Below are 23,771 nucleotides of genomic sequence, written 5' to 3'. Positions count from 1 at the left end.
TTATCACTCCAGTCCCAGCGCATCTTTCTTGGATTTCGCCCAGGTGGTGACCAAGTGGTCGACCATCAGCCCCATGAAGGCGACGGCAAGGCCAAGCACCAGCCCTTTGCCCACATCTGTGGAGGACAGCGCGCGCTGCATTTCCTGGCCCAGGTCCTGGGTGCCGATGAAGGCGGCAATGATCACCATGAACAGTGAGAACATCACCGACTGGTTCACCCCGACCATGATGGTAGGAAGCGCCATCGGCAGGCGGACCTTCCACAGCGTTTGCATCCGGGTGGCGCCGGACATGTCGGCGGCCTCGATCAGGGTTTCGGGCACCTGGCGCAACCCCTCGATAGTGTAGCGCACCAGCGGTACCGCGGCGAAAAGGACAACGGCGCCGATCACCGCCACATCGTTCACTCCGAACAGCATGACCACTGGGATCAGGTAGATGAAGCTGGGGAAGGTTTGCAATGTGTCGCAGATCAGCAGGGCCAATGCGGCGCGTTTCTCGTGAAACGATCCCCAGATGCCCAGCGGAAAGCCCAGCACGGTCGCAATAGCGACGGCGACGACGACGGTATAGACTGTGATCATCGCCCGGTCCCACCAGCCGGACATGGCGATGAGGCCGAAGAAGGCTACGCAGACGAGGGCGGACCGCAAACCGCCGATGGCCCAGCCGGCGGCCGCGAGCAACGCCAGAACTGCGGTATAAGGCATCCATAGGAAGGCATCGCGGATCGGGATCAGCACCCAGGTGATCAGGAACCAGCGCAGCCACTGGGTGACCGGGTCGATTAGCACGATGAACCAGTCTGCTACGGCATCAATCGGCTTGGAAATAGTGAAGGCTTCGCGGCGGCTGATCTGGTCCATCAGCGGGATGAACTGCGCAAGAACGAGGCAGGCAAGGGAGAGGCCCGCACCGATCAGCAGAAATTTGTTGCGGACTGCAAAGGAGATACCTTTCTCAAAGTGCTCAGGCTGCTTGGTCGCCCAGGCTTTGGTGCAGCGGTCCAGCATGACTGCCAGGAGCACGATGGTGATGCCGATCTCGACCGAGCGGCCGATCTTCAGAGCTTGCAGCAGTTGCAGCAGTTTCTGGCCCAGCCCGGGCATGCCGATGAAGCTGGCCAGAACGACCATCGCAAGGCATTGCATGATTACCTGGTTCACGCCCACCAGGATCTCTGTCCGGGCGGTGGGGATGCGGACGTGGCGCAGCAGCTGCCAGCGGGAGGAGCCGCACATGTGGCCGCTTTCAATCACCTCATGCGGAACCTTGCGCAGGCCCAGCAGGGACATGCGGATCATCGGAGGCACGGAAAAGATGATGGTGACGATTGCGCCGGCCTTGGGGCCAACGCCGATGAAGACGACAACCGGAATCATATAGGCGAAATGCGGCAGGCTTTGCGCGATGTTGAGAACCGGGTTCAGGAACTTTTCGAAGGTTTTTGAGCGCCAGGCGAGAACGCCCATGACCAGCCCGAACAGAATCGAGAACGGGGCAGCGACGACGATAACCGAAAGGGTTTCCATCGCCCATTTCCACTGCCCCATGACCGCGATCCAGACAAAGGTGCCGCCGGTGAGCAACGACAACCGCCAGCCTTGCAGCGCATAACCGATGACAAAGCCGATGCTCGCAATCACGGTCCATGGAATGGGCCCCAGACGGGGCCAGCGGTTCTTGCCGTAAAGCAGGTTGGCGGTCACATCGAGCAGCCATTCCACCCCGTCGGCAAAGGCACGGGTCAGGTACAGCAGGCCCAGGTCATCACGGAGAAAAGCAAAGATGGCATTGATCCAGTCAGCGAAGGGCAGGATCAGCCACTCTGGCGGCCGCACCAGCCCTGCGGGCAGGACGGAGTTTCCCACGGCCAGCAGGCAAGCTGCTGCCAAGATCGTCCAGCCGGTCTTGGCGCGCGTCCAGCCGTGGGACTTTCCAGCAAGTATCAGGGTCTGGTCCGTCATGACGCCTCTCCCAACAGAACGTCGAGCGCCTCCTGGCGGCTCATCGCTCCGATCAGGCTGCCTGCGTTGTTGGCAACGGGCAGAAAGTCGCGGCTGTCATTGACCAGCAGGCGGGCCAGTTCGGAGATGGTCTGTTTCTCGCCGATCGGCGCCCCGGTCAGGCTGTGGCCGTTCACCTCCCGTGCCAGAACGCCGGCATGCACGACGCGGGATTTCTCAATTTCTTCAGTGAATTTGGCAACATATGCGGTGGCGGGGTTCAGCACGATCTGATCGGGGGTGTCGCATTGCTCGACAACACCGTCCTTCATGATAGCAATCCGGTCGGCAAGGCGCAGGGCCTCGTCAAAGTCGTGGGTGATAAAAACGATGGTTTTGCCCAGCATTTCCTGCAAGCGCAGAAATTCGTCCTGCATCTCGCGGCGGATCAGCGGGTCGAGCGCCGAAAACGGTTCGTCCAGGAACCAGATATCGGGCTCGATTGCCAGGCTGCGGGCAATGCCGACACGTTGTTGCTGGCCGCCAGAGAGTTCGCGCGGGAAGTAATCCTCGCGGCCCGACAGGCCGACCAGTTCAATCACTTCCATAGCACGGGCGCGGCGAGCGTGGCGGTCCTGGCCGCGCATTTCCAGTGGAAAGGCCACATTGTCCAGCACGGTGCGGTGCGGCAAGAGGCCGAAGCTTTGGAAGACCATGCCCATCTTATTGCGGCGCAGCTCGATCAGTTCCTTCTCGGACATCTCACCAATGTTCTGACCTTCGACCCGGACCTCTCCGCCGGTGATATCAATGAGACGGGACAGGCAGCGCACAAAGGTCGACTTGCCGGAACCTGACAATCCCATGATCACCAGCATTTCCCCCTTGGCGATATCCAGGGAGACGTCACGCACAGCTGCGATGTAGCCAGCGTGGCGGATCTCATCAAAACCCGGGTTGCCGGTCAGGGACTTCAGATACTGTTCCGGTTGGGCGCCAAACAGCTTCCAGACGTTTTTGCAGGAAATGACAGGGGAGGCGGCGGTCATGGCTTATCTTTCATTGATAGGGAAACCGGGGCGGCGCGCCGCCCCGGAACAAGGGTCTGAATGTGGGTTTAGGAACCAGTCCAGGGCTTCCAGAGACCCTCATTCGCGGCCAGCCATTCCGCTGCGGCGTCCTCGGGCTCCATCTCATCGATGTCGACCAGCTTGGCCATTTCCGCAATTTGCGGATTGGTGAAGCTGATTTCAGTCAGCGTTTTATAGGCTGCCGGCCATTTTTCTTTCATGCCGTCCCAAGCGGCCTTCTTCAGATAGCCGTTTGCCGGGTTGCCGCAGTCATAGGTGGCATCCGGGTTCGGGCCCACGGAAGGGTCCTTGTCACAGCCCTCGACCCACTTGGGGAACTCGACAAATTCGCCTGGCCAGACGGCCTCGGCAAAGTTCGGGGTCCAGTTGAAGATCACCACCGGTCTTTTGGTCTTCTCCGCAGCTGCAACTTCGGCCCAAAGCGCCGAAGCCGAGCCCGCGTTCACCACGGTAAAGTTCATGTCCAGCGCCTCCACGCGCTCGGCGTCATGCTTGAGCCAGTCGACGGGGCCGCCCAGGAACCGGCCCTTGTCGCCGGTTTCGGGCGTGGCAAAGACGGCGGCGCAGTCGTTCAGTGCTTCCCAGGCCGGGAGGCCGGGGCAGGCTTCTTTGGTCCAGGCCGGATACCACCAGTCTTCGCGGGTGACGGCATTGTGATCGCCGGCGTCATGCAGGCCGCCCTTGGACACCGCCTCATTGAAAGATTTGCCAAAGGCGCCTTCCCAGACTTCCAGCTCCAGGGTCACATCGCCAAGGCGGACTGATTCATAGACGGCCTGGCTGTCGGTCGACACATATTCGACGCTGTTCCCCATCGATTCAAAGATTTGTCCGACAACGTGGCTCATCACGATCTGGCTTGACCAGTTGTGGATCGGAATGACGATGGGGTCCGGGGAATCTTCGGCCATCGCCATCGGGGCCGTCATCATTACGGCCGCTGCACTGGCCAATAGGTATTGCCGGTATTTCATGTGTTTCTCCCTGTTGTCGCAGCTCTGGTCCTGAAGGCCTGAACTTTTTCGCGTTTTGAAAGCCGGGCTTTCGAGAAAAGAAGTTAGGCAGCAGTTGTGAACAGGTCAGCCCGGCGGGATGAACAGGCTGGTCAGTCATGTTAAAATTTGTTAACCGGCGGGAATAATCGCGGGGACGTTAAAATCATGGCGCATATTCTGATAATTGAGGACGAACCCGTCACCCGGGCCACTCTCGCCAGTTATCTGGACGCCCAAGGGTACAAAGTTTCACAGGCTGAGACTGCCGAAGACGCGGAAAGTATACTTGAAGAACAGGATGTTGACCTTTTGCTTGTCGATATCAATCTGCCCGGAAAAGACGGGCTGCAAATAACCCGGGAACAGCGTGCCAAGTCCGAGTTGGGGATCATCCTGGTGACCGGCCGGGACGATGAGATTGACCGGATCGTCGGGCTTGAGCTTGGCGCGGATGATTATGTCTGCAAGCCCTTCAACCGGCGCGAATTGCTGGCAAGGCTGAAAAACCTGCTGCGGCGGACAGAAGATGTCCGGCGTTTGTCACGCCGGATCTACAGATTCGGGAAATTTCAGTTCGACGTTGCGGCGCGGCATCTGCAAACGGTGGAAGGTGGCAGCATTTCTCTGACCCGGGCCGAATTCGAAGTGTTGGACATGCTGGTCAGCCGGGCAGGGGAGGTCGCCTCGCGCGATGCGCTGATGAGCCGGGTGACCCACCGGCAATACGGCGCGAATCCCCGTACCGTGGATGTGCTGATCCGGCGCCTGCGCGGCAAGCTGGAAGAGGATCCCGCCAATCCGCGGGTAATCACCACAGTGCATGGCGAGGGCTATGTGTTCACGGCGCCTTTGAACTGACGGTTTCACATTCCCGCAGCACCGCGGCTAGCGCGTGCAAGATGTGCGGGACCATGTCTGTCAGCCTTTCCAACTGGTCCTTGGCAGCGTTCCTTTCACCTTTTTCGGCGAGTGTTTCCAGCGCAGCCAGCAGCGCAGCAAGATCCTGCTGGCCAAAAGTGCTGGCAGCTCCTTTGGCTCGGTGCGCTTCCACTGCAAGAGTTGCGAAGTCTAGCGTTTTCAAAGCCGCAGTCATCCGGGCAAGGCCTAGTGGAAGCTCCTGTTCAAATATCCTTGCGATGTCCAAAGCTTGCCTTTCGCCAAGATCACGCATGTTTTCCTGCATCTGTTTTTGAAGGCTGGCGCGGCGGTTCGGCTGTTCCAGGGCAGCCTGGCGGTCGGACAAGTAAATTGCGCCCTCGCGCCCCTGCATAACGCTGTCTAAAGCCTTGGCCAGGCGTTCAGGAGAGACCGGTTTGGCGACAAAACCGTTCATGCCAGCCTGCAAGTGCGTCTCGATCTGGTCCTTTTGCACATGCGCTGAAATGCCGATGACCGGCAATTCGGCAACCCGCCGGTCGGGCAGGGCGCGCAGGCGGCGGGTGGCTTCGGTGCCGCTGATGCCCGGAAGGTTCACATCCATCAGAACCAAATCAAACCCGGAACCGGGTAGCAGTTCCAGCGCGTCTTCGGCGCTGCCGGTGCAGTGGCAGCTGTGTCCCATACGCTCCAGGTACCCCTGTGCCACCATCTGATTGATTTCGTTGTCTTCGACCACCAGCACAGACAGGGGCCGTTCGGCTTGCTTTGTCGGGACTGGCGGCTCTTCACACTTCAGATCGGCGGGATTCCCCGGTTCCAGCTCCAGGGCCAGTGTGAAAACCGAACCCACACCAGGGGTGCTTTCCAGCGACAGCCGGGCACCAATGGTTTGGGCGAAGTGCCTACTGATTGCGAGCCCCAGCCCGGTGCCGCCGAACTTGCGGGCGGTATCTGTGTCCTCTTGTTCAAAGGCCTCAAATATTCTGGACTTTGCTTCCGCCGATATGCCCTTGCCGGTGTCACTGACTTCAAAGGTCACCCGGTGGCGGCCGCTGGCAGTCTCGTTAATCCGGATCCGCAGAATGACCTCGCCGTCGTCAGTAAATTTCAGGGCGTTGGACAGCAGGTTGAACAGGATTTGCCGGAGCTTGGCGGCATCGCCCTGCACTGCCTCTGGCAGATTGCCGGGGGCATCAAGCCACAGGTGGACGCCTTTGCTGTCCGCGCCGGGCCGCAGCAGCACGACGATGTCGGTTACCAGTTCCCGCAGGGAAAATGTGCTGATTTCCGGCTTCAGTGCACCGCTTTCGATTTTCGAGTAGTCCAGAATGTCATTCAAAATCTTCAGCAGATTCTGGCCGGAGACCAGCGCTGCCCGAAGCCGCTCCATCTGCTTGGCAGACAGGCCATCGTCCGAAAGGCTGCGCAGCATGCCAAGCACGCCATTCATCGGCGTGCGGATTTCATGGCTCATCATGGCGAGGAATTCGGATTTAGCACGATCGGCGCTTTCTGCCTTCCGACGGGCCTCGTCATGGGCTTCGACTTCCTCCTGCAGCCGCTCGGTCTGTTCATTGACCAGGACCTGGAGATTGTTGCGGTGTTCGCGCAGTTCCTGCTCATTGCGATCCCGGACACTTTCCAGTTCCAATTTGTCGATGGCTTGCTGGCGGAAAACCTCGACGGCCGCCTCCATACGGGCGATTTCGTCATGCCCCTGGGGGCGCACACGGTGGTCAAGCTGGCCGCGCATCAGGGCCGCCATTGTCCCCGACAGCTGGTTAAGGCGCCGGGTGATGCTTCCGCGCACATAAAACCACAGGACTGCAAGCGACAGCACAAGCCCTGCAATCGCCGCAAAGCCGTTGCGCAATTGGGCCCGCTGAACGTCGAGAGCGGCTGCGTTGCCTGATCGGATCACCCGTGCTTGGGCCTGATCTGCCACGGCTGCAGCCTCGTCGCCAAGCCGCAACGCGGTATCCTGCAAGCCCTGTTGCAGCGCGGTTATGCGGCCTTCGGTGGTCAGAATCCTGTGGCGCAGCACAAACAGCCCAATGTCCTGCTCTGAGACGGTACGTAATTGCACGGCAAAGCTTTCGGCCTGCTGGCGCCGTCCAGGGTCGCGGATCGCCTTTATCCGGCGGGAAACTATGAGCAACCGGCTGGTCAGAGATGTCTCGATCTCACCCAGTTCGGTTTCATCGCGCGCGTCTTCGATCCGGTTGATCAGCAGCCCGATTTCGGCGGTTTGCGACCGCAATTCGAACATCAGGCCCAGTTGGAACAGGTCAACCTCGATCAGCTTGTCCAGCGTATCGGTACGGGCTTTCTCCTCAATTGGGGAGGAGCTGTGACCATAAAGGCTTGATATCACTGCAGTGGTCCCCATCTCGGCATTTGCCACCAAAGTGTCGGCCATGCTGAGCAAGTTGTTTGCAGCGGAAAGATTCTGCCCGGCCAACTGGTTGAATTCGCTGTGCAGGGCAATGCGGGTCTCAACCAGGGCATCAAGCAGCGGCAGCACGCGGGACGCCTCTGTCACGGTTTCACGCAGCCGGGCGGACCCGGTGCTGCCAGCTGTCTCCAGGGCTTCAAGTCTCCGGGTCAGTGCTTCGACTTGAGCTGACAGGAATTCCGTCCGCTTTTCCCGTTCGGACTGGGTGTCGACTGCGGCCAGCTCCGGAGCAATAGCGATGATACGGGTGCTTTCCTCGGCCATGCCGCGGACTTCGGCGATGGCCGGGATGGTTTGACTGATGACCTCTGCCTGGCGGCGTGCAAGCACCCGCAGTTCGATCAGGCCAAGGATGCCCGCAAGGGTGGGCAGCCCTGCAATGACGACGAATGCGAGGCTTAATTTCCCGCCAAGACCAAGCTTTTTTAACATGCCTGAACTGTCGCGCGCATTTGTCTGTTGTGCAATTTTGAATTTCCCTTTTGCGTTCTGCTGCCTATCCTCGGTGCCTGGAAGGAAATTTAATGCGCGCAATCTGGTTTCTGGTCTTCTCAGTGCTTTGCACCACAGCCGCCGCCGACAACTGGCGCCTGCAGAATCCGCGAATCCCGTTCGACTACGAAAGCGGGTACGAGACCGCCGTTTATCAGCCGTTGAAACGAGCCTCGCAGATATGGCGGCTGTGCATTGCATATCCCCATCTGAAGGACGCCTATTGGTTGAGCGTCAACTACGGAATGGTGGCTGAGGCGGCACGTCTGGGGGTAGCTTTCAAGCTGGTTGAGGCCGGCGGGTATCCGAACCTGCAGCGGCAGATTCGCCAGGCTGAAGACTGCGTGGAGGGAGGGGCAGATGCCCTGATCCTGGGGACAGTCTCCTTTGCGGGTCTTACCGGAACTGTGCAACGGATTTCGGCGAAAGTTCCGGTAATCGCTGCTGTGAATGATATCGCCGATGCAGGGATCACTGCCAAAGTCGGTGTATCCTGGATAGAAATGGGCGCTGTAGCCGGGCGTATCATCGCTGCACGGCATCCCAAAGGCACGCCGCCAGTGAAAGTGGCCTGGTTTCCCGGCCCGGAGAATGCGGGCTGGGTGAAATTTGTCGAGCAAGGGTTTCGCTCGGCGCTGGCGGAAAGTTCCGCGGTGGTCGCAGTGACGAAATACGGAGACACCGGACGGGAGATCCAGGTTCGCCTCGTAGAGGAGGCGCTGGATGAGGCGCAAGATCTGGACTACATCGCCGGGTCCGCGCCGGCTGCCGAGGCGGCGGTGTCGGTCCTCCGTGCCCGTGGTTTGCAGGGAAAGGTTCATGTTGTGTCTGACTACATGACCCACGCCGTCTACCGGGGGGTTCTGCGTGATCGCATCCTTGCAGCCCCAACGGATTTTCCTGTTCTGCAAGGACGGCTGGCTGTTGAAATGGCGGTTCGGGCTATTGAGGGAAAGCTGAAAACCAAGCATACCGGGCCGGAAATCCAGGTATTTGATCAGAGCTCGCAGCGCGGGGATATGCTTGAGCAGTCCCTGGCGCCGGCAAGTTTTGTACCGGTGTTTGATTTTCATCCGCAACGGTGACGATGCTATGGCAGGGCCAGACCGGCAGCGGCAGCTTTGTTGACCGGCGGCGTATGATCCACCATCCTTAACCAAATATTGCGGGAAACCAACAGGCGGCCGGCGGACTTTCTCCGGCAGTCATGGAATATGAGGCCTGCCCCATGCAAAAAGCGCAGCGAAAGGGATATGTTTTGGACACCCACCGGCTGTGCAATCCGGCGCAGACGCTGGCAGCCGTCCGGCCGCATCTTGCCGGCATGGGCATTACACGGATTGCAAATCTGACCGGGCTGGACCGGGTCGGCCTGCCTGCCGTTATGGTGACGCGGCCGAATTCACGCTCCGTCGCGGTGGCGCTTGGAAAGGGACTGACGCTGGAAGCGGCACAGGCCTCGGGGGTGATGGAAGCGATAGAGACCTGGCACGCGGAACGGATCACACTGCCCTTGCGGGCAGCCAGCTATCTGGACTTGCGGCAAGAGGCATTGGTCGCGGATGTTGAGCGGCTGCCCAGTGTGACCGGCGGCAGCTTTGATCCTCACCATCCGATGCTGTGGATAAAAGGGGAGGATCTTGCGTCAGGCCAACCGCATTGGCTGCCCTATGAGATGGTGGACACTGACTATACCGCCCGGCCTTGCGGCGGACAGGGGGCGTTTCCGCGCACGACCAACGGTCTTGCCTCCGGCAACAGCCTGGCAGAAGCCACTTGCCACGCCATTTGCGAGTTGATCGAAAGGGATGCAATCACGCTTTGGCATCATGCACCGCCGGGCCCGAGGATCAATCCCGGGACCATCGAAGACCTGCGTTGCCGCGCGGCGCTGGAGCGGTTTTCCGCGGCAGGATTGGACGCCGGAGTTTGGAATATTGCCTCGGACACTGGGGTGGCGGCGTTCCATTGCATGGTTTGCGAAGCAGGCAGCCGGCCCGGCCATATCGGCATCGGCAGCGGCTGCCATCCGGACCGGGCAATCGCGCTGCTGCGGGCGCTGACCGAGGCGGCACAGACGCGGCTGACCTACATCTCAGGTGCGCGCGACGATCTGGACCCGGATGAGTTTACAGCCGAAGCGTCGGCAGAACGCGTGCAGTATGTCCGGGCGCTGTTTGATCGGAGCGAACCAACGGCCCGGATGCAAGATTGCCCTACCTACTCGTCGCCGTCGTTCGAAGATGACCTGGCTTGGCTCCTGAGCCGGCTGGGGGATGCAGGGATTGAGCAAGTTCTGACAGTCGATTTGTCGCGTCCGGGTCTGGGCATCTCTGTGGTGCGCGCGGTGATACCGGGACTGGAAGCGCCGCATGACGATCCGGATTTCATACCGGGCCCGCGGGCCCTGAGCGCAGCGGGGGCGCAGGCTTGACGGCGGTTGTTTTTGCAGGCCCGACAATCAGCGCTGAGGAGGTCCGGACCTTGCTGAATGCCACTGTTCTGCCGCCAGCTGGTCAAGGCGACATTTACCGCGCCGCCCGTCAAGGGGCAACCGTCATCGGCTTAATCGACGGGTACTTTGAAGGCGTACCCTCGGTCTGGCACAAGGAAATCCTGTGGGCAATGGAGCAGGGGATCGCGGTATTCGGCAGCGCCAGCATGGGCGCGCTGCGGGCGGTTGAGCTGTCTGCCTTCGGGATGATTGGCACCGGAAACATCTACAAGGCGTATGCTGCTGGCGAAATCTGCGACGATGACGAAGTTGCTGTCCTGCACTGCCCGGCAGAAATGGGCTTTGCTCCGCTAAGCGAACCAATGGTCTCGATCCGGGCAACAGTGGCGCGCGCGGTAACTGATGCAGCGCTGGAAGCGGATCAGGCTGCTGAGCTGCTCAGAACGGCCAAGCGACTGTTCTACCAGGACAGGACTTGGGAACAGATCCTTGCGGGGGTTGCGGACGCATCCTGGCTTGGCAGGTTCTCGGCCTGGCTGGAAACCGGGCGGGTGGATGCCAAGCGCGATGACGCGCAGATGATGCTGAACCGCATGGCGGCCGTTCTGCAGAATGGAGCTATGGCCGCTTGCATGCCGGCACAGAGGGTTGAACGCTCGCTTGCCTGGCAGGGACTGGTACGGCGTATCGAGGCGGAGGCGCAAAGCCTGCCGGACGCGGATCTGCGGGTGCTGGATGAGTTGCGCCTCGAGCCGGAGCGCTTTGGTGAATTCCGGACCCGCGCTGCGTTGCGCTGTATGGCGCTGGAGGATGCCAGGCGAACGGATCTGAGTGCGGACCGGCAAGAGATTTTGGAGCAATTGAACCGCCATCGGGAAACACTCAAGCTTTTCCGCAGTCACGACCTAAAGCAGTGGCTGGCAGAAAACGGTCTGACTGCTGACGGGTATGAAGCTTTGCTTGGGGAAACAGTGCTGGCCGGCACCGCTGTGAACGCCCAGGACAGGGATTTGGACCTGCACTTGCTGGCGGAGCTACGGCAAGCAGACGCCTATGCGCAATTGAAATCCCGAGCCATTTCCAAATCGCAGTGGCTGGCTGAGCGGGGCAGCGATCAGCCTGAACAGGACCGGTTGCGCTTGACCGTCTGGTATTTTGAAACGCGTCTGCAGCGCGAAATTCCGGATGACCTGGGTAAGTATGCTGCGGGCATCGGTCTTAGAGCCCTTGATGAATTCTATGCGCTGATCCGGCGTGAATTCATGTATCATCAAAAGGGAAGAACACAGTCTGCACCGGAATGCAGCGACTAGGCAGGGCATATACGGCGAAACCTCCGCAAGATTGGAGGGCACATGGATGACACCTTTGGGATGGCGGAGGAAGCGCCGGGAACGCGGTTTCTTTTATTTCCGCAATCGCCGTTCCGGACTGCGGATCCGGAACTGGAACTGATCGAGATTTCCGCGCCGCCGGGTTCAATCGGGCCGGGCCCGTCGGGACCGCGGATGTATGCGGTCAACCCTTTGGGCAAAACAATTCCGTTTGGCGCCATCGTTCCTGGCCCGTCGGGGCCGGGTATGTATCTGCCGCCTTGGCTCGGAGAGATCCAAGAGCCTCCTGCGCCGGATGAAGATGGGCATTTTGTTCACGTTCAGCCTTCAGATCCCGGCTTTGAAGCGGTGCATTTGTTTGCTGCTGCCCATTTCACGCTGGATGTCTGGGAGGCGTATTTCGGGCACCCGATCCCCTGGCATTTTGAACGCGATTATGACCGGCTGGAGCTGTCGCTGCTGCCGAGCCTGGACAACGCGCATATCGGCTGGGGGTTTCTGGAAACCGGCGGCACCAGCGAACATGGCGGCGAATACCGCGCTTACAGCCTGAATTTTGATGTGGTCGCCCACGAGATCGGCCATGCCATCATCTACAGTGTTGCGGGAATGCCGGTCTCGGACGATGTGCCGGGCGAATACTTCGGGTTTCACGAATCTGCAGCCGATTTGGTGGCGCTGATAGCGTCGCTGCACTTCGGGTCGGTTGTGGAGGAGCTGCTAGAGAACACGAAGGGCAATCTTTACACGTTAAATCAGTTGAACCGCTTTGCCGAACTTGCCGGGAATGCGCAAATCCGGATGGCGGCAAATACCCGGACGCTTCAGGAGTTTGTGTCCGGCTGGAGCAGTGAGCACGCGCTGTCCGAACCTCTGACGGGGGCGATGTTCGATATCCTCGTCGATATTTTTCACGAGCGTCTGCTGGTTCATGACCTGATCACACCTGAAATGGAGGACCTGTCCGACCAGTTGGAGGAAACACCCTATTACAGCGATGTCATGCAGGCCCTGTTTGATGCGCGCTATGCTCTTGATCCCGAAGGGTTTCGCATATCTCTTTTGGAAGCACGTGATTTTCTGGGCGCCTATCTGGCGGCAGCGTGGAGCATGCTGGATGCCGAAAACCTTACCTATGCAGCAGTGGAGAAAGCGCTGTTGATCGTTGACCAGGAAACAACCGGAGGCGCCTTCCGCACTATTATTGAAGGCAACTTCCGCATGCGGGGAATTGGCTTTGCCCAGGCTGGTCCGCGACTGGCTGAAGCGGATGAGGGCAGCCACGCCCACTCAGTGAGAACAAGAATGCCCGGCGGCTGACTGGCTGATTGTCTACAAATTCTATTCATTTCGTGCTATTTTACATTTCAGGGGGCATTGAAGGCATCAGAACCTGCAGAAGTTCCAGACCTGTCTTTTTTTGAACTGTCATCCTGAGTTGTTTCCATAGCCACAGGAGTGTGTACAGTGGCCGAGTCTTTGCTGAGTTTTTCTGAAGTGTTGTTATTTGGGCGTCTCCTGAACGATCTGCAAATTGTCAGGTCCGATATCAAGAAAACGGTCCGGGTTGCGACCGTTGAAAAGGTGAATCTGAATAATGTCGATACGGAATTGGATGGGGTTGAGCTTGCTGAAGGCGACCTGGTCCTAGTGCGGCGCAACAACGCAAATGAAAATGGCGTGTACAAAGTCACCGCCGGAGCCGGAAGCGCTTTCAAGTTGGCGGTCGAGAAGAAAATTTCCGCAGACGATCGCGTAGCCGTTCTGGATGGCATTGAACATGGGGATACGGTCTGGACGCAGACCAAGGATATTCCAAAGCAGAACTACAAGCAGGCGGGGCTTCGGGGGCGCGGGCGCAACAATCTGTTGGATGCCCAGCTCAGTTTGCATGCGAAGTTTGCCCGGATCTATGGCTTCGCTTACGAAGGAACCTATCACGAGTTGCCGGAACCGGCCTTGTTCCTGGTGCATGGCGAGGGCAAAAGTGCGACAGACAATATGCCCGCCAATCAGGGTGCCCGGGCGCCTCAGAATCCTTCCATAACCGGTGTCGCCTCGGCAGAGTATCAGATCGCAAACGACATCCGGGTCTGGGATTATGACAAGGCGGATTACTCGATCAGGATGGACGTGATGACCGGCATGCTGGAACAGGTGCTTTTGGATGTTTATTTCGGTGGCGGCGGGCCTTCGGTTAGCGGTGCCAAGGTCAGCGGTGCCAAGGTCAGCGGAGCCAAGGTCAGCGGAGCCAAAGTAAGCGGAGCGAAAGCACGCGGATCCGGCGACTAAGCCTGAGAATGGCGCAGAGATATGCTGTGAAGTTTCAGGGAAGGACTGGCATTAATAACCGGGGCGGCGGTCTTCGTTAAAACCCGGCCTTCTTCAAGCCCTCGACAAAATGCAGCGTGTCTTCTTCCAGCCGGTCAGGCTGCACTTTGGTCCAGCGTTCCAGTGAAAAATTCGGATGTGCTTCGCGGTGCCGGGCGGCCATGTCCCGGGCCAGCTCCATTCTGCCCAGCTGCGCATAGCTGGCGGCCAGCATCCGCTGTCCCTCGGTCGGGTTGTTCATTTTTGTGAGCGTTTCGATGACGGCCTCATAGTGTTTCAGGTTGTAGTAGGCGCCGCCCAGATGCCAGAGATATTGATCGGGAAAATAGGGGTTCAGCCGCATCGCTTGCTGCAAGCTTGCGATGGCTGTTTCATTGTCGCCGGAATGTGCCAGCGCGTCAGCGTAATCCGACAGAAGGTCGGCATCGTTCGGATTAAGCGCAAGGGCGCGCCGGTAAGCGCCGATCGCTGCGTCATGCTCCTTCCGGTATAGGTGCACGAAACCCAGTTCGCCGAAACCGCGGGCATCGGTCGGATCCAGCTCCACTGCTTTCTGGGCATAAGACAGGGCTGTGTCCAGCGCGTGCTCGGCGTCCTTGGCCCAGGAATAGCGCCAATCTATGTTGAGGGTCCGTGAAATTGCAGCCGAAGCCCGGGCATAATCCTGGTCCCGGGCAAGGGCCCGTTCATAAAGGGTCTGGGCTTCGCGGTTATCCTGCCGGGTGTAGCGGAAGATAAACTGCTGCCCGCGCAGCACAAAGCCATAGGCCGCAAGATCTGCCGGTGCTGCCTGTGCCATCCGTTTGCGTTCCTGGGCTTCGATCAGAACAGCGGTTGCCGCGACAATTGCGTCGGTTACCTCGTCTTGGATGGCAAATATATCGTCGATGTTCCGGTCGTAGCGTTCGCCCCAGATCGTTCTTCCCGAATCCGCATCAATCAGTTCTATGGCGATGCGTACCCGTGCTCCAGCCCTGCGGACGCTGCCGCGCGCGACGTAGCGTACCCCTAATTCACGCGCGGCTTCTTGAGGCGGCATCGAACGGGTCTTGAAGAAAAAGGCCGAGTTGCGGGCTATGACAAAGAGGTTTTTGAATTTGGACAGGTTCAGAATGATGTCTTCTGTCAGCCCGTCCGCAAACCAGCTGTCGGACTGATCGCCGCTCTGGCTGACAAAAGGCAGCACGGCGACCGACGGGATGCCGGGGGGCGGACGGCCTGCCGGCTGAGCTTCCGGAGGGCGCAGGGTGGCGGCCATGGCTGCTCCGGCCACTTCGCTGCGGACACAATAGGACGGCACCGGTTCCGCAATATTCTTAAGCCGCTGCGGGCCAAGAAATTCAAAGCCGAAACGCAACCGGTTGCGGATCTGCTCATAAACGGGACCGCTGACATAAACCCGGCCCGGTTCGGCGATTTCCTGCAGCCGGGCGGCAATATTGACATTGTCGCCGTGAATGCCGCGGTCATCGACCAGGATTTCGCCCATATGCACACCAGCCCGAAACCGTAGCTGCTGTTCCTCTGGCCGTGCACTGTTGTTCTGCGCTGCAATGCGGTGCAGTTCGACGCCGAATTTCACCGCGTCTGTCGCTGTCTCAAACAATGCCAGAACCCCGTCGCCGCGGACAGCAACAACCTGTCCGTCATGCGCATTGCATGCTGCTTCCAGCTCTTCCAGCAGGGATTTCAGGGCGCTGTATGTGTCGATTTCGTCATTGCCCATAAGCCTGGCATATCCGACGACATCGGCAAACAGCACTGCTCCCAGCTGGCGCCGGACCGTTGTTGTTTTTTTATGGCCGCTCACAAGCTGTCCTCCTCCTGTGAGTGTCGGCAGGAAATGCCGGAGAAGCCGGCGCTGCCCGTATGCTTTGTCGCTTAGCCTGCCTGCGGATCTGCCGGGCCCGGCGGCCAGGCCCAGCCTGTAATCTCCGCGCCGTGGAAGCTTGCTTGCGCACTGGCATCAAGCGCCTGCGCCAGGACCCTGCGGCTGGCCTCCCATTCCTCCCTTAAGAGGCCCACTGTGATCATGTCGAAGTACCGGCCTTCTGCGTACCAGGCTGCTCGCATCCTGCCTTCGGTTGCGAAGCCGGCGCGCGTGGTGAGTTCCTCGCTGCGGGTGTTGTCGGCACGGTAATAGGATGTAATGCGATTTAGCCCGATCTGACGGAATGCAAAGTCCAGAAGCAGCGCAAGCGCCCGGATGCCGATACCCTGCCGGCGTCTGGACTGCTCAATGAAAAGCGCAATTATGGCGTCACGGTTGACCATGGAGATGTTTTCCAGACCGGCAATACCGCAAAGCGCATCGGTTTCTGTAACAATTGCAAACCAGCATTTGCTGGTATCCGGCACTGCATCCGCCGAAGAGCTCCAGGCCTGTTCGGTCTCTGGCAAGCTCAGGGGGGAACGGGCAGAGCGGTCGAAACATGCCAGATCAGCCACATTCTGAAACCAGCCGGCCAGAGTAGCCAGGTCTTCTGCTTCCAGCGGCCTCAGGCGAAATTCTGCGGACTCCCGGTCCGGCATTTGCGGTCCCCTTTTTCCTTTTCGATATGTTGCTTCCCTTGGCTCCAGGGCGGTGGGAAGAACGTCGCTTTTGCCTTATATCACATTTAGCCGGACTGGGGTTGCGGAAGCGGGCAGCACTCAACCAGCCTGCGCGCTTCCGCCGGGAAAGCCATTTCTGCTTGCGTGCGGCAAGGGTGACCGGGTCACCGGGCGTCCTGCAAGTCAGGCACCAATTTCAGGCGGGAAAGACAGGCAAGAAATACGGGCCGAGCCTTCTTTTGGGGGTTGCGCCCGTGCGGTGCTATGATTAAACCCCGCCGCAGTGGACCGATAGCTCAGCTGGATAGAGTACTTGACTACGAATCAAGGGGTCGGGGGTTCGAATCCTCCTCGGTCCGCCACCTTAAGAATACTGCAAGCCGAGCAAACCTGACATTTCCGTCGGATTGCTGACCCAATCAACATCACATGGCGCTGCGAGCATCTACTCCCCCCTTTCGGTGTTAATTTTCAACATCAACGCTCGCGCCCTCTGTCCCGCCAGTGCCGAATTATCCCTGATTTTCACATTGGAAGACCCCGAATCTTACGGAAGACAAGGCAGGGTGGGCGCAGCTCGGACTGCGGCCGGGAGGTCATCTTACTCTCAGGTTCTGAGCAGTGAAATAGGAGGGGCCCGCGCCGGGTGCGGGAGGCTGCGGGTTTCTCCGTGAAGGCTGACACGCAGCTGCTTGAGAGCTGGTGTTCATATCGCGGGCCGGATGGCAGGCGGGCCAATAAAATGGGAATCTTCCAGGCGCGCCACAGCGGAACGGGGCGTGGCGGAATTCCGTCCAAGCGATCGCCGTTACTTTGTTCCCATTCTGAACTTTAGCAAGAAGTGCAGGGGAAGAGCGGCCGGGCATAGCTGCCACAAAACCCGCGGGGTACATCCGTCCTGGGAAAGGGGAGTTCCGCCCAGGCTCCGAATTTTGCAACACGGATATTGAAATCGTTTCGATTTGGTTAGATATGTTGAGAGTAATTTAAGTTGGATTTTTGGAACAGGTCCGACGCCGATTCAGCATTCAGGGATTGCCTGCACGCCATTGCAAGATCGGCGGCTTCGGGTAGCGAAAATTTCTGACCCATTGTCTTCATGCCTTTTCAGGGCTGTTAAAATTTATTCTTCCGGAGTTTTTCGTTGGATAACAAATTCGACCATCCCCCTATATATAGTTCGGCTTCTGGCCAGGCCGCTGACGCGGCTGCGGAGGTGCTGCCGGATGATGGGTTGCACATGTTGGAATTGGCGCTTCAAAGAGCGGGAGAAGGTTTGGCCCGATGGCAGACCGTCTGTATTGAACAGATCAGCACCGTGCCCTTGGCAAGTGCGGAGATCACACTCCTGCAGTTGATCGGCAAGGGCGGCCGGTCCAAAACGATCAAGGAGCTTGCCCAAACCACCAACCGGACCGACATTCCAAACATCCAGTATTCCTTGCGCAAACTGGCCTCTGCCGGGCTGACCCGCAAACAGGGGGCTGGCCGCTCAGGAGTCACCTACCGCTTGACTGAGGAAGGCAGCCAGTTGGCAGACAGACTGCAGGATACCCGTGAACGTCTGCTGCTGCAGGCATTGGCGGGGTGTCCGGATCTGGCCAGGAGGTTGCACAGCGCTGCGGAAGCACTGGAGCACTTGACCGAACTGCTCGGCGCCGCTGTTCGTCAGGCTGAAGCGCACAGCGGCCCCTGAGGACGCAGCAGATCCCATTGCGCGGCCCGGCAGGGGCAGCGTATGGTTTGGTCATGATCGAACTTAAAGACCTTCAGCTGCTGACTGCGCTGGCGCGGCATCAGCACTTTGCCAAGGCCGCTGCCGATTGCGGTATTTCGCAGCCCGCGTTCTCCATGCGGATCCGCAATCTGGAGGAACGGCTTGGTTTGTCGATCGTGCGACGGGCCAACCGGTTCCAGGGGCTGACTGAAGAGGGCATGATGATCGTGCGCCGGGCGCGCTCGATCCTGGATGATGCCAAGGCGCTGGAGCAGGAGATTGCTGCCGCCCGCGGCGAGGTGACAGGCACATTGGTGCTTGGGGTGGTGCCGACCGCCACCGCTTGGGCCGCGCAGCTGGTGGATCAGGTGCATCAGGCCTATCCGCGGGTTCTGGCCCGCGTCGAGGTCACAACATCCCTGGCTATTCAGCAGCGGCTTTATGATGGTACAATTGATGCCGGGATAACTTATTCCGACAGCATGGGCCGGGATCTGGTTACAGTTCAGCCGCTGTACGAGGAAAGCTATGTGTTGCTGGCGCCGGAAGAGATGGTGGCGGGCCGTGGCGATGCGATCAGCTGGGCGGAAGCGGCAGAGCTGCCGCTCAGCCTGCTGGATCAGCAGATGCAAAACCGCCGCATTTTGGACCGGATTTTTGCTGATCTGGAACTGAAGCCGGAGATCGTGTCCGAATCCAACGGTTTCATGGCCTCGATGGTGCTGGCACGTGAAGGTTCGGTGGCGACGATTCTGCCGCGCGCGCTGATGCAGGCTTTAGGAAACCTCGGCGGAACCCGGGTGCTGATGCTGATTAAGCCGGAACAAACCCGGCAGATTTGCATCGCCACTCTGGACCGGACACCTGAACTCACAACTTTGCGCGCTTTGAAAGAGGTAGTTGCGACGTTTGTGAGTGATAGGATGCCGCAAATGGCGTGATAACCATTGCTTATCGTGCAATCGGTATTCTAGATTTGACGATATTCATTCTTGATGGCATTTCGAGCTGGATTACGTGCTGACTGGAGGACCCCATGGCACCATTGGATGATAGCAAGGGCGTATGGAAGTCCGGCAAAGGCAAAGGGCGCAGAACGCCCAAAGGCCGCCAGGTTGACGACATTGCGCTGAGCGAGGTTCAGGAGCTGCTGGGTGACCGCCCGCGCAACCGCGACCTGCTGATCGAGTTTCTGCACCTAATTCAGGACAAATACGGCTGCCTCAGTGCCGCGCACATCCGGGCGCTGGCCGAAGAAATGCGCACTGGCCAGGCGGAAATCTATGAAGTTGCAACCTTCTATGCCCACTTCGATGTGGTGAAAGAAGGCGAGACCCCGCCGCCAGCGCTGACCATCCGGGTCTGCGATTCGCTCTCTTGCGAGCTGGCCGGCGCCCAACAACTGCAAAAGGCACTGGAAGACGGTCTGGATGCCTCCCAGGTCCGCGTTCTGCGCGCGCCCTGCATGGGCCGTTGCGACACCGCGCCGGTGCTGGAGATCGGCCACAACCACATCGACCACGCCACACCCGAAAAGGTGCAGGCAGCGATTGCGGCAAATGACACCCACGCGCATGTCCCAGACTACGAAACATTCGCCGCTTATGAGGCCGAAGGCGGCTATGCCACGCTGAAAGACCTGCGTGCAAACGGCGACTGGGAAGCTGTCCAGGCCAAGGTGAAGGAAGCCGGTCTGCGCGGTCTTGGCGGCGCTGGTTTCCCGTCGGGTACCAAATGGGGTTTTGTCCGCGCCAATGAAGGCCCGCGCTATCTGGCAGTGAACGGCGACGAGGGCGAACCGGGCACCTTCAAGGACCGCTATTATCTTGAGCGCACCCCGCATGTTTTCCTTGAAGGCATGCTGATGGCCGCATGGGCGGTCGAGGCCGAGAAAGCCTTTATCTATATGCGCGACGAATATCCGGCGGTGCTGGAGATCCTGGCAACCGAGATCAGGGCGTTGGAAGACGCAGGCATTGTCGAGGAAGGCTACATCGATCTGCGCCGCGGGGCAGGAGCCTATATCTGCGGTGAAGAAAGCGCGATGATCGAGTCGATCGAAGGCAAGCGCGGCGAGCCGCGCCACCGTCCGCCGTTTGTGGCGCAGGTGGGCGTCTTTGGCCGCCCGACTCTCGTCCATAACGTGGAAACCCTGTACTGGGTCTGTAAGATCAACCGCGAAGGGCCGGAATGCCTGAACTCGGTTGAAAAGAATGGCCGCAAGGGCCTGCGCAGCTACTCGGTGTCGGGCCGAGTGAAGAACCCGGGCGTGCACATGCTGCCGGCTGGCTCCACTATCACTGACATCATCGAAGCCTGCGGCGGTATGATCGACGGTCATGCCTTCAAGGCATACCAGCCGGGCGGCCCGTCTTCGGGCCTGCTGCCTGCGTCGATGAACGACATTCCGCTCGACTTTGACACGCTGCAGCCGCATGGCACCTTTATCGGTTCTGCTGCTGTTGTGGTTCTGTCCGATCAGGACTCCGCCCGCGACGCCGCGCTGAACATGCTGCGCTTCTTCGAAGACGAAAGCTGCGGCCAGTGCACCCCCTGCCGGGTGGGTTGCGAAAAAGCTGTGAAGCTGATGAGCGAAAAGAAGTGGGATCAGGGCCTGCTTGAGGAACTGAGCACGGCGATGGTCGATACGTCGATCTGCGGTCTGGGCCAGGCGGCGCCGAATCCGATCCGACTGACCATCAAGCACTTCCCCGAGGAGGTATAAGCCATGAGCGACAAGATTACTTTCACACTTGATGGCGAACAGGTCACGGCAGAGGCTGGCCTGACCATCTGGGAAGTGGCCAACGGACGCGGCCTGAAGATTCCGCACCTGTGCCACAAACCGCAGCCGGGCTACCGCCCGGATGGCAACTGCCGCGCCTGCATGGTGGAGATCGAGGGCGAGCGCACGCTGGCCGCCTCCTGTATCCGCGAACCCGCCAACGGCATGGTTGTCACCACCAACAACGCGCGGGCTGAGAACGCCCGCAAGATGGTGATGGAACTGCTGCTTGCCGACCAGCCCAAACGGGATGAGGCGCACGACAAGTCCTCCCACATGTGGGACATGGCAGATCTGAACGGCGTTACCGAAAGCCGCTTCCCTAAGCTGGAAGAGGGCCGCATTCCGTTGCTGGATGACAGCCACGTTGCCATGAAGGTGAACCTGGACGCCTGTATTTCCTGCGGTCTGTGCGTGCGCGCCTGCCGCGAGGTTCAGGTCAACGACGTGATCGGAATGGCGGGCCGCGGCCACGATGCCTATCCGACCTTTGACATTGCCGACCCGATGGGGGCCTCAACCTGTGTTGCCTGCGGTGAATGTGTGCAGGCCTGCCCGACCGGTGCGCTGATGCCTGCAACTGTGATGGATGACAACCAAGTCGGCGACAGCAAGGACTACGATTCCGAAACCGAAAGCGTCTGCCCGTTCTGCGGCGTGGGCTGCAAGGTGTCGCTGAAGGTGAAGGAGGGCAAGGTCAAATATGTCGAAGGCATCAACGGCCCGGCAAATGAAGGCCGCCTGTGTGTCAAGGGCCGCTTCGGGTTCGATTACATCCACCACCCGCACCGTCTGACTAAGCCGCTGATCCGTCGCGAGGATGCACCCGCAAAGGGCCTGAACGTCGATCCGGGCAACCTGTCGACCCACTTCCGCGAAGCGACTTGGGAAGAGGCGATGGATCTGGCCGGCAAACGCCTGATCGAGCTCAGGGATGAAGACCCGAAATCGGTTGCAGGCTTCGGCTCGGCAAAATGCACCAACGAAGAGGCTTACCTCTTCCAGAAGTTCATCCGTCAGGGCTTTAAGCACAACAACGTCGACCACTGCACCCGTTTGTGCCACGCGTCCTCGGTTGCGGCGCTGATCGAAAACGTCGGGTCCGGTGCGGTTACCGCGACCTTCAACGAGATCGAAAACGCCGATGTGGCGATCATCATCGGGGCCAACCCGATTGAGAACCACCCGGTTGCGGCGACCTATTTCAAGCAGTTCACCAAACGCGGCGGCAAGCTGATCGTTATGGATCCGCGCGGGGTCGGCATGCGCCGCTATGCAGATGAAATGCTGCAGTTCCGCCCCGGTGCCGACGTATCGATGCTGAACGCGATCATGAATGTGATCGTCGAGGAGGAGCTGTACGACAGCCAGTACATCCACCGCTGGACCGAGAACTGGGAAGCCGAGAAAGAGCACCTGAAGCAGTTCACGCCCGAGAAAATGTCGGAAATCTGCGGCATTGAACCGGAGCAGCTGCGCCGCGTGGCCCGCCTGTTTGCGGGTGCCGACGCCGGCCTGATCTTCTGGGGCATGGGCATTTCCCAGCACATCCACGGCACCGACAATTCGCGCTGTCTGATCAGCCTCGCGCTGATGACTGGCAATGTGGGCAAGCCGGGCGCCGGCCTGCACCCGCTGCGCGGCCAGAACAACGTGCAGGGCGCGTCTGACGCAGGCCTGATCCCGATGTTCCTGCCGGACTATCAGACCGTAACCTCGGATGATGTCCGCAAGAGCTTTACCGACGTTTGGGGCGGCGGCGACTTCTCGAACGAGAAGGGCCTGACCGTGACCGAGATCGTTGATCAGGCCTATGCCGGCAATATCAAGGGTATGTATATCCAGGGTGAGAACCCGGCGATGTCGGACCCGGATGCCGATCACGCACGGGATGCCTTTGCCAAGCTGGAACTGTTGATCGTGCAGGATATCTTCCTGACCGAGACGGCAAACTTTGCCGATATCATCCTGCCGGCCTCGGCGCTCTATGAAAAGAACGGCACGGTCTCCAACACCAACCGCCAAGTGCAGCGTGTGCGTCCTGCCGTGGCGCCTCCGGGTGACGCGCGCGAGGACTGGAAGGTCACCGTCGAGCTGGCGCAGCGCATCGGCCTGCCCTGGGACTACAAGGATGTCAGCGAAGTCTTTGCCGAGATGAAGCTGAACATGAAGTCCCTCGACAACATCACCTGGGAGCGTCTGGAGACCGAGACCATCACCTATCCGTCGCTGCATGAGACCGACCCCGGTCAGGCGATTGTGTTTGGTGACGGTTTCCCGCGTCCCGAAGGACGTGCCCGCTTCACGCCGGCTTCGGTGATCCCGCCGGATGAGGCGCCGGATGCGGAATACCCGATGATCATGACCACCGGCCGCCAGCTGGAGCATTGGCACACCGGGTCAATGACCCGCCGCTCTTTGGTGCTGGACGCGGTGGAGCCGGAGGCGAACTGTTCGCTCAACCCCAAAACCCTGCGGGCGATGGGTGTGGAGCCGGGCGAGATGGTGCGTCTCTCAACCCGCCGCGGCTCGATCGAGATCATGGCGCGCGCCGACCGGGCGATTGCCGAGGATATGGTGTTTGTACCGTTTGCCTACGTTGAGGCGGCGGCCAACATCCTGACAAACCCGGCGATCGACCCCTATGGAAAAATCCCCGAGTTCAAGTTCTCGGCGGTACGGGTCGAGAAGGCGGAAAGCAAGATTGCCGCCGAATAAACCCGGTTGCGCATGAGTG

General features: G+C 59.6%; 16 protein-coding genes and 1 tRNA gene. 11 read left to right on the top strand and 6 right to left on the bottom strand.

Annotation, left to right across the window (positions count from 1 at the left end):
* Nucleotides 1–3: 3 nt before the first annotated feature.
* From METH_RS17325 to METH_RS17315, 3 genes are all read right to left on the bottom strand, one after another.
* The gene (locus METH_RS17325; RefSeq protein WP_024091774.1) at nt 4–1,968 is read right to left on the bottom strand and encodes an ABC transporter permease; all 1,965 of its coding nucleotides are present in this window, start codon (nt 1,966–1,968) and stop codon (nt 4–6) included.
* On the bottom strand, nt 1,965–2,996 hold the full coding sequence (locus tag METH_RS17320; RefSeq protein WP_024091773.1) for a quaternary amine ABC transporter ATP-binding protein: 1,032 nt from the start codon (nt 2,994–2,996) through the stop codon (nt 1,965–1,967). The genes METH_RS17325 and METH_RS17320 overlap by 4 nt, the downstream gene beginning before the upstream one ends.
* Before the next feature lie 68 nt (nt 2,997–3,064).
* Nucleotides 3,065–4,012, bottom strand: a complete 948-nt coding sequence (locus tag METH_RS17315; RefSeq protein WP_024091772.1) for an ABC transporter substrate-binding protein — start codon at nt 4,010–4,012, stop codon at nt 3,065–3,067.
* 186 nt (nt 4,013–4,198) lie between these two features.
* Here METH_RS17315 and METH_RS17310 point away from each other — a divergent pair, with 186 nt between their 5' ends.
* A complete protein-coding gene (locus METH_RS17310) occupies nt 4,199–4,891 on the top strand; it encodes a response regulator (RefSeq protein WP_024091771.1) in 693 nt (230 codons plus the stop codon).
* Here the strand turns inward: METH_RS17310 and torS are convergent.
* Entirely contained in the window at nt 4,872–7,799 is a 2,928-nt protein-coding gene (gene torS, locus METH_RS17305) for a TMAO reductase system sensor histidine kinase/response regulator TorS (protein ID WP_024091770.1), read from the bottom strand. The two genes, METH_RS17310 and torS, sit on opposite strands and share 20 nt — an antisense overlap.
* Before the next feature lie 92 nt (nt 7,800–7,891).
* Here torS and torT point away from each other — a divergent pair, with 92 nt between their 5' ends.
* From torT to METH_RS17280, 5 genes are all read left to right on the top strand, one after another.
* Complete coding sequence (gene torT, locus METH_RS17300) at nt 7,892–8,944, top strand: TMAO reductase system periplasmic protein TorT (RefSeq protein ID WP_024091769.1); 1,053 nt, start codon at nt 7,892–7,894, stop codon at nt 8,942–8,944.
* A gap of 143 nt (nt 8,945–9,087) precedes the next feature.
* Nucleotides 9,088–10,293: a YcaO-like family protein gene (locus METH_RS17295; RefSeq protein WP_024091768.1), complete on the top strand. Its 1,206-nt coding sequence runs from the start codon at nt 9,088–9,090 to the stop codon at nt 10,291–10,293.
* Nucleotides 10,294–10,343: 50 nt separating this feature from the next.
* The gene (locus METH_RS17290) at nt 10,344–11,627 is read left to right on the top strand and encodes a TfuA-like protein (protein ID WP_245602916.1); all 1,284 of its coding nucleotides are present in this window, start codon (nt 10,344–10,346) and stop codon (nt 11,625–11,627) included.
* 42 nt (nt 11,628–11,669) lie between these two features.
* A complete protein-coding gene (locus METH_RS17285) occupies nt 11,670–12,968 on the top strand; it encodes a gluzincin family metallopeptidase (RefSeq protein ID WP_024091766.1) in 1,299 nt (432 codons plus the stop codon).
* A 147-nt stretch (nt 12,969–13,115) separates the two neighbouring features.
* Complete coding sequence (locus METH_RS17280) at nt 13,116–13,940, top strand: hypothetical protein (RefSeq protein ID WP_024091765.1); 825 nt, start codon at nt 13,116–13,118, stop codon at nt 13,938–13,940.
* A gap of 76 nt (nt 13,941–14,016) precedes the next feature.
* Here METH_RS17280 and METH_RS17275 read toward each other — a convergent pair whose 3' ends face one another.
* Nucleotides 14,017–15,789 carry a tetratricopeptide repeat protein gene (locus METH_RS17275; RefSeq protein WP_024091764.1) on the bottom strand — a complete coding sequence of 591 codons (1,773 nt, stop codon included), beginning with the start codon at nt 15,787–15,789 and terminating at the stop codon, nt 14,017–14,019.
* 71 nt (nt 15,790–15,860) lie between these two features.
* Entirely contained in the window at nt 15,861–16,511 is a 651-nt protein-coding gene (locus tag METH_RS17270; protein ID WP_024091763.1) for a GNAT family N-acetyltransferase, read from the bottom strand.
* 306 nt (nt 16,512–16,817) lie between these two features.
* Here METH_RS17270 and METH_RS17265 point away from each other — a divergent pair.
* From METH_RS17265 to fdhF, 5 genes are all read left to right on the top strand, one after another.
* A tRNA-Arg gene (locus METH_RS17265) sits at nt 16,818–16,894 on the top strand.
* A gap of 914 nt (nt 16,895–17,808) precedes the next feature.
* Nucleotides 17,809–18,228 carry a winged helix DNA-binding protein gene (locus METH_RS17260; protein ID WP_245602915.1) on the top strand — a complete coding sequence of 140 codons (420 nt, stop codon included), beginning with the start codon at nt 17,809–17,811 and terminating at the stop codon, nt 18,226–18,228.
* A 53-nt stretch (nt 18,229–18,281) separates the two neighbouring features.
* A complete protein-coding gene (locus METH_RS17255; protein ID WP_024091760.1) occupies nt 18,282–19,190 on the top strand; it encodes a LysR family transcriptional regulator in 909 nt (302 codons plus the stop codon).
* A gap of 95 nt (nt 19,191–19,285) precedes the next feature.
* Nucleotides 19,286–20,974 carry an NAD(P)H-dependent oxidoreductase subunit E gene (locus tag METH_RS17250; RefSeq protein ID WP_024091759.1) on the top strand — a complete coding sequence of 563 codons (1,689 nt, stop codon included), beginning with the start codon at nt 19,286–19,288 and terminating at the stop codon, nt 20,972–20,974.
* Between the two features lie 3 nt (nt 20,975–20,977).
* Nucleotides 20,978–23,752, top strand: a complete 2,775-nt coding sequence (gene fdhF, locus METH_RS17245) for a formate dehydrogenase subunit alpha (RefSeq protein WP_024091758.1) — start codon at nt 20,978–20,980, stop codon at nt 23,750–23,752.
* Nucleotides 23,753–23,771: the final 19 nt, after the last annotated feature.

It is taken from the genome of Leisingera methylohalidivorans DSM 14336 (assembly GCF_000511355.1).
Classification (GTDB): Bacteria; Pseudomonadota; Alphaproteobacteria; order Rhodobacterales; family Rhodobacteraceae; genus Leisingera; species Leisingera methylohalidivorans.
The sequence above is the reverse complement of the archived record's forward strand: the minus strand, read 5'-3'. Positions and strand labels throughout refer to the sequence as shown.

Bases quoted from the DNA above. Each gene is read 5' to 3' on its own strand.
- METH_RS17325 (WP_024091774.1), bottom strand. From the start codon at position 1,968: ATGACGGACCAGACCCTGATACTTGCTGGAAAGTCCCACGGCTGGACG.
- METH_RS17320 (WP_024091773.1), bottom strand. From the start codon at position 2,996: ATGACCGCCGCCTCCCCTGTCATTTCCTGCAAAAACGTCTGGAAGCTG.
- METH_RS17315 (WP_024091772.1), bottom strand. From the start codon at position 4,012: ATGAAATACCGGCAATACCTATTGGCCAGTGCAGCGGCCGTAATGATG.
- METH_RS17310 (WP_024091771.1), top strand. From the start codon at position 4,199: ATGGCGCATATTCTGATAATTGAGGACGAACCCGTCACCCGGGCCACT.
- torS (WP_024091770.1), bottom strand. From the start codon at position 7,799: ATGTTAAAAAAGCTTGGTCTTGGCGGGAAATTAAGCCTCGCATTCGTC.
- torT (WP_024091769.1), top strand. From the start codon at position 7,892: ATGCGCGCAATCTGGTTTCTGGTCTTCTCAGTGCTTTGCACCACAGCC.
- METH_RS17295 (WP_024091768.1), top strand. From the start codon at position 9,088: ATGCAAAAAGCGCAGCGAAAGGGATATGTTTTGGACACCCACCGGCTG.
- METH_RS17285 (WP_024091766.1), top strand. From the start codon at position 11,670: ATGGATGACACCTTTGGGATGGCGGAGGAAGCGCCGGGAACGCGGTTT.
- METH_RS17270 (WP_024091763.1), bottom strand. From the start codon at position 16,511: ATGCCGGACCGGGAGTCCGCAGAATTTCGCCTGAGGCCGCTGGAAGCA.
- METH_RS17255 (WP_024091760.1), top strand. From the start codon at position 18,282: ATGATCGAACTTAAAGACCTTCAGCTGCTGACTGCGCTGGCGCGGCAT.
- METH_RS17250 (WP_024091759.1), top strand. From the start codon at position 19,286: ATGGCACCATTGGATGATAGCAAGGGCGTATGGAAGTCCGGCAAAGGC.
- fdhF (WP_024091758.1), top strand. From the start codon at position 20,978: ATGAGCGACAAGATTACTTTCACACTTGATGGCGAACAGGTCACGGCA.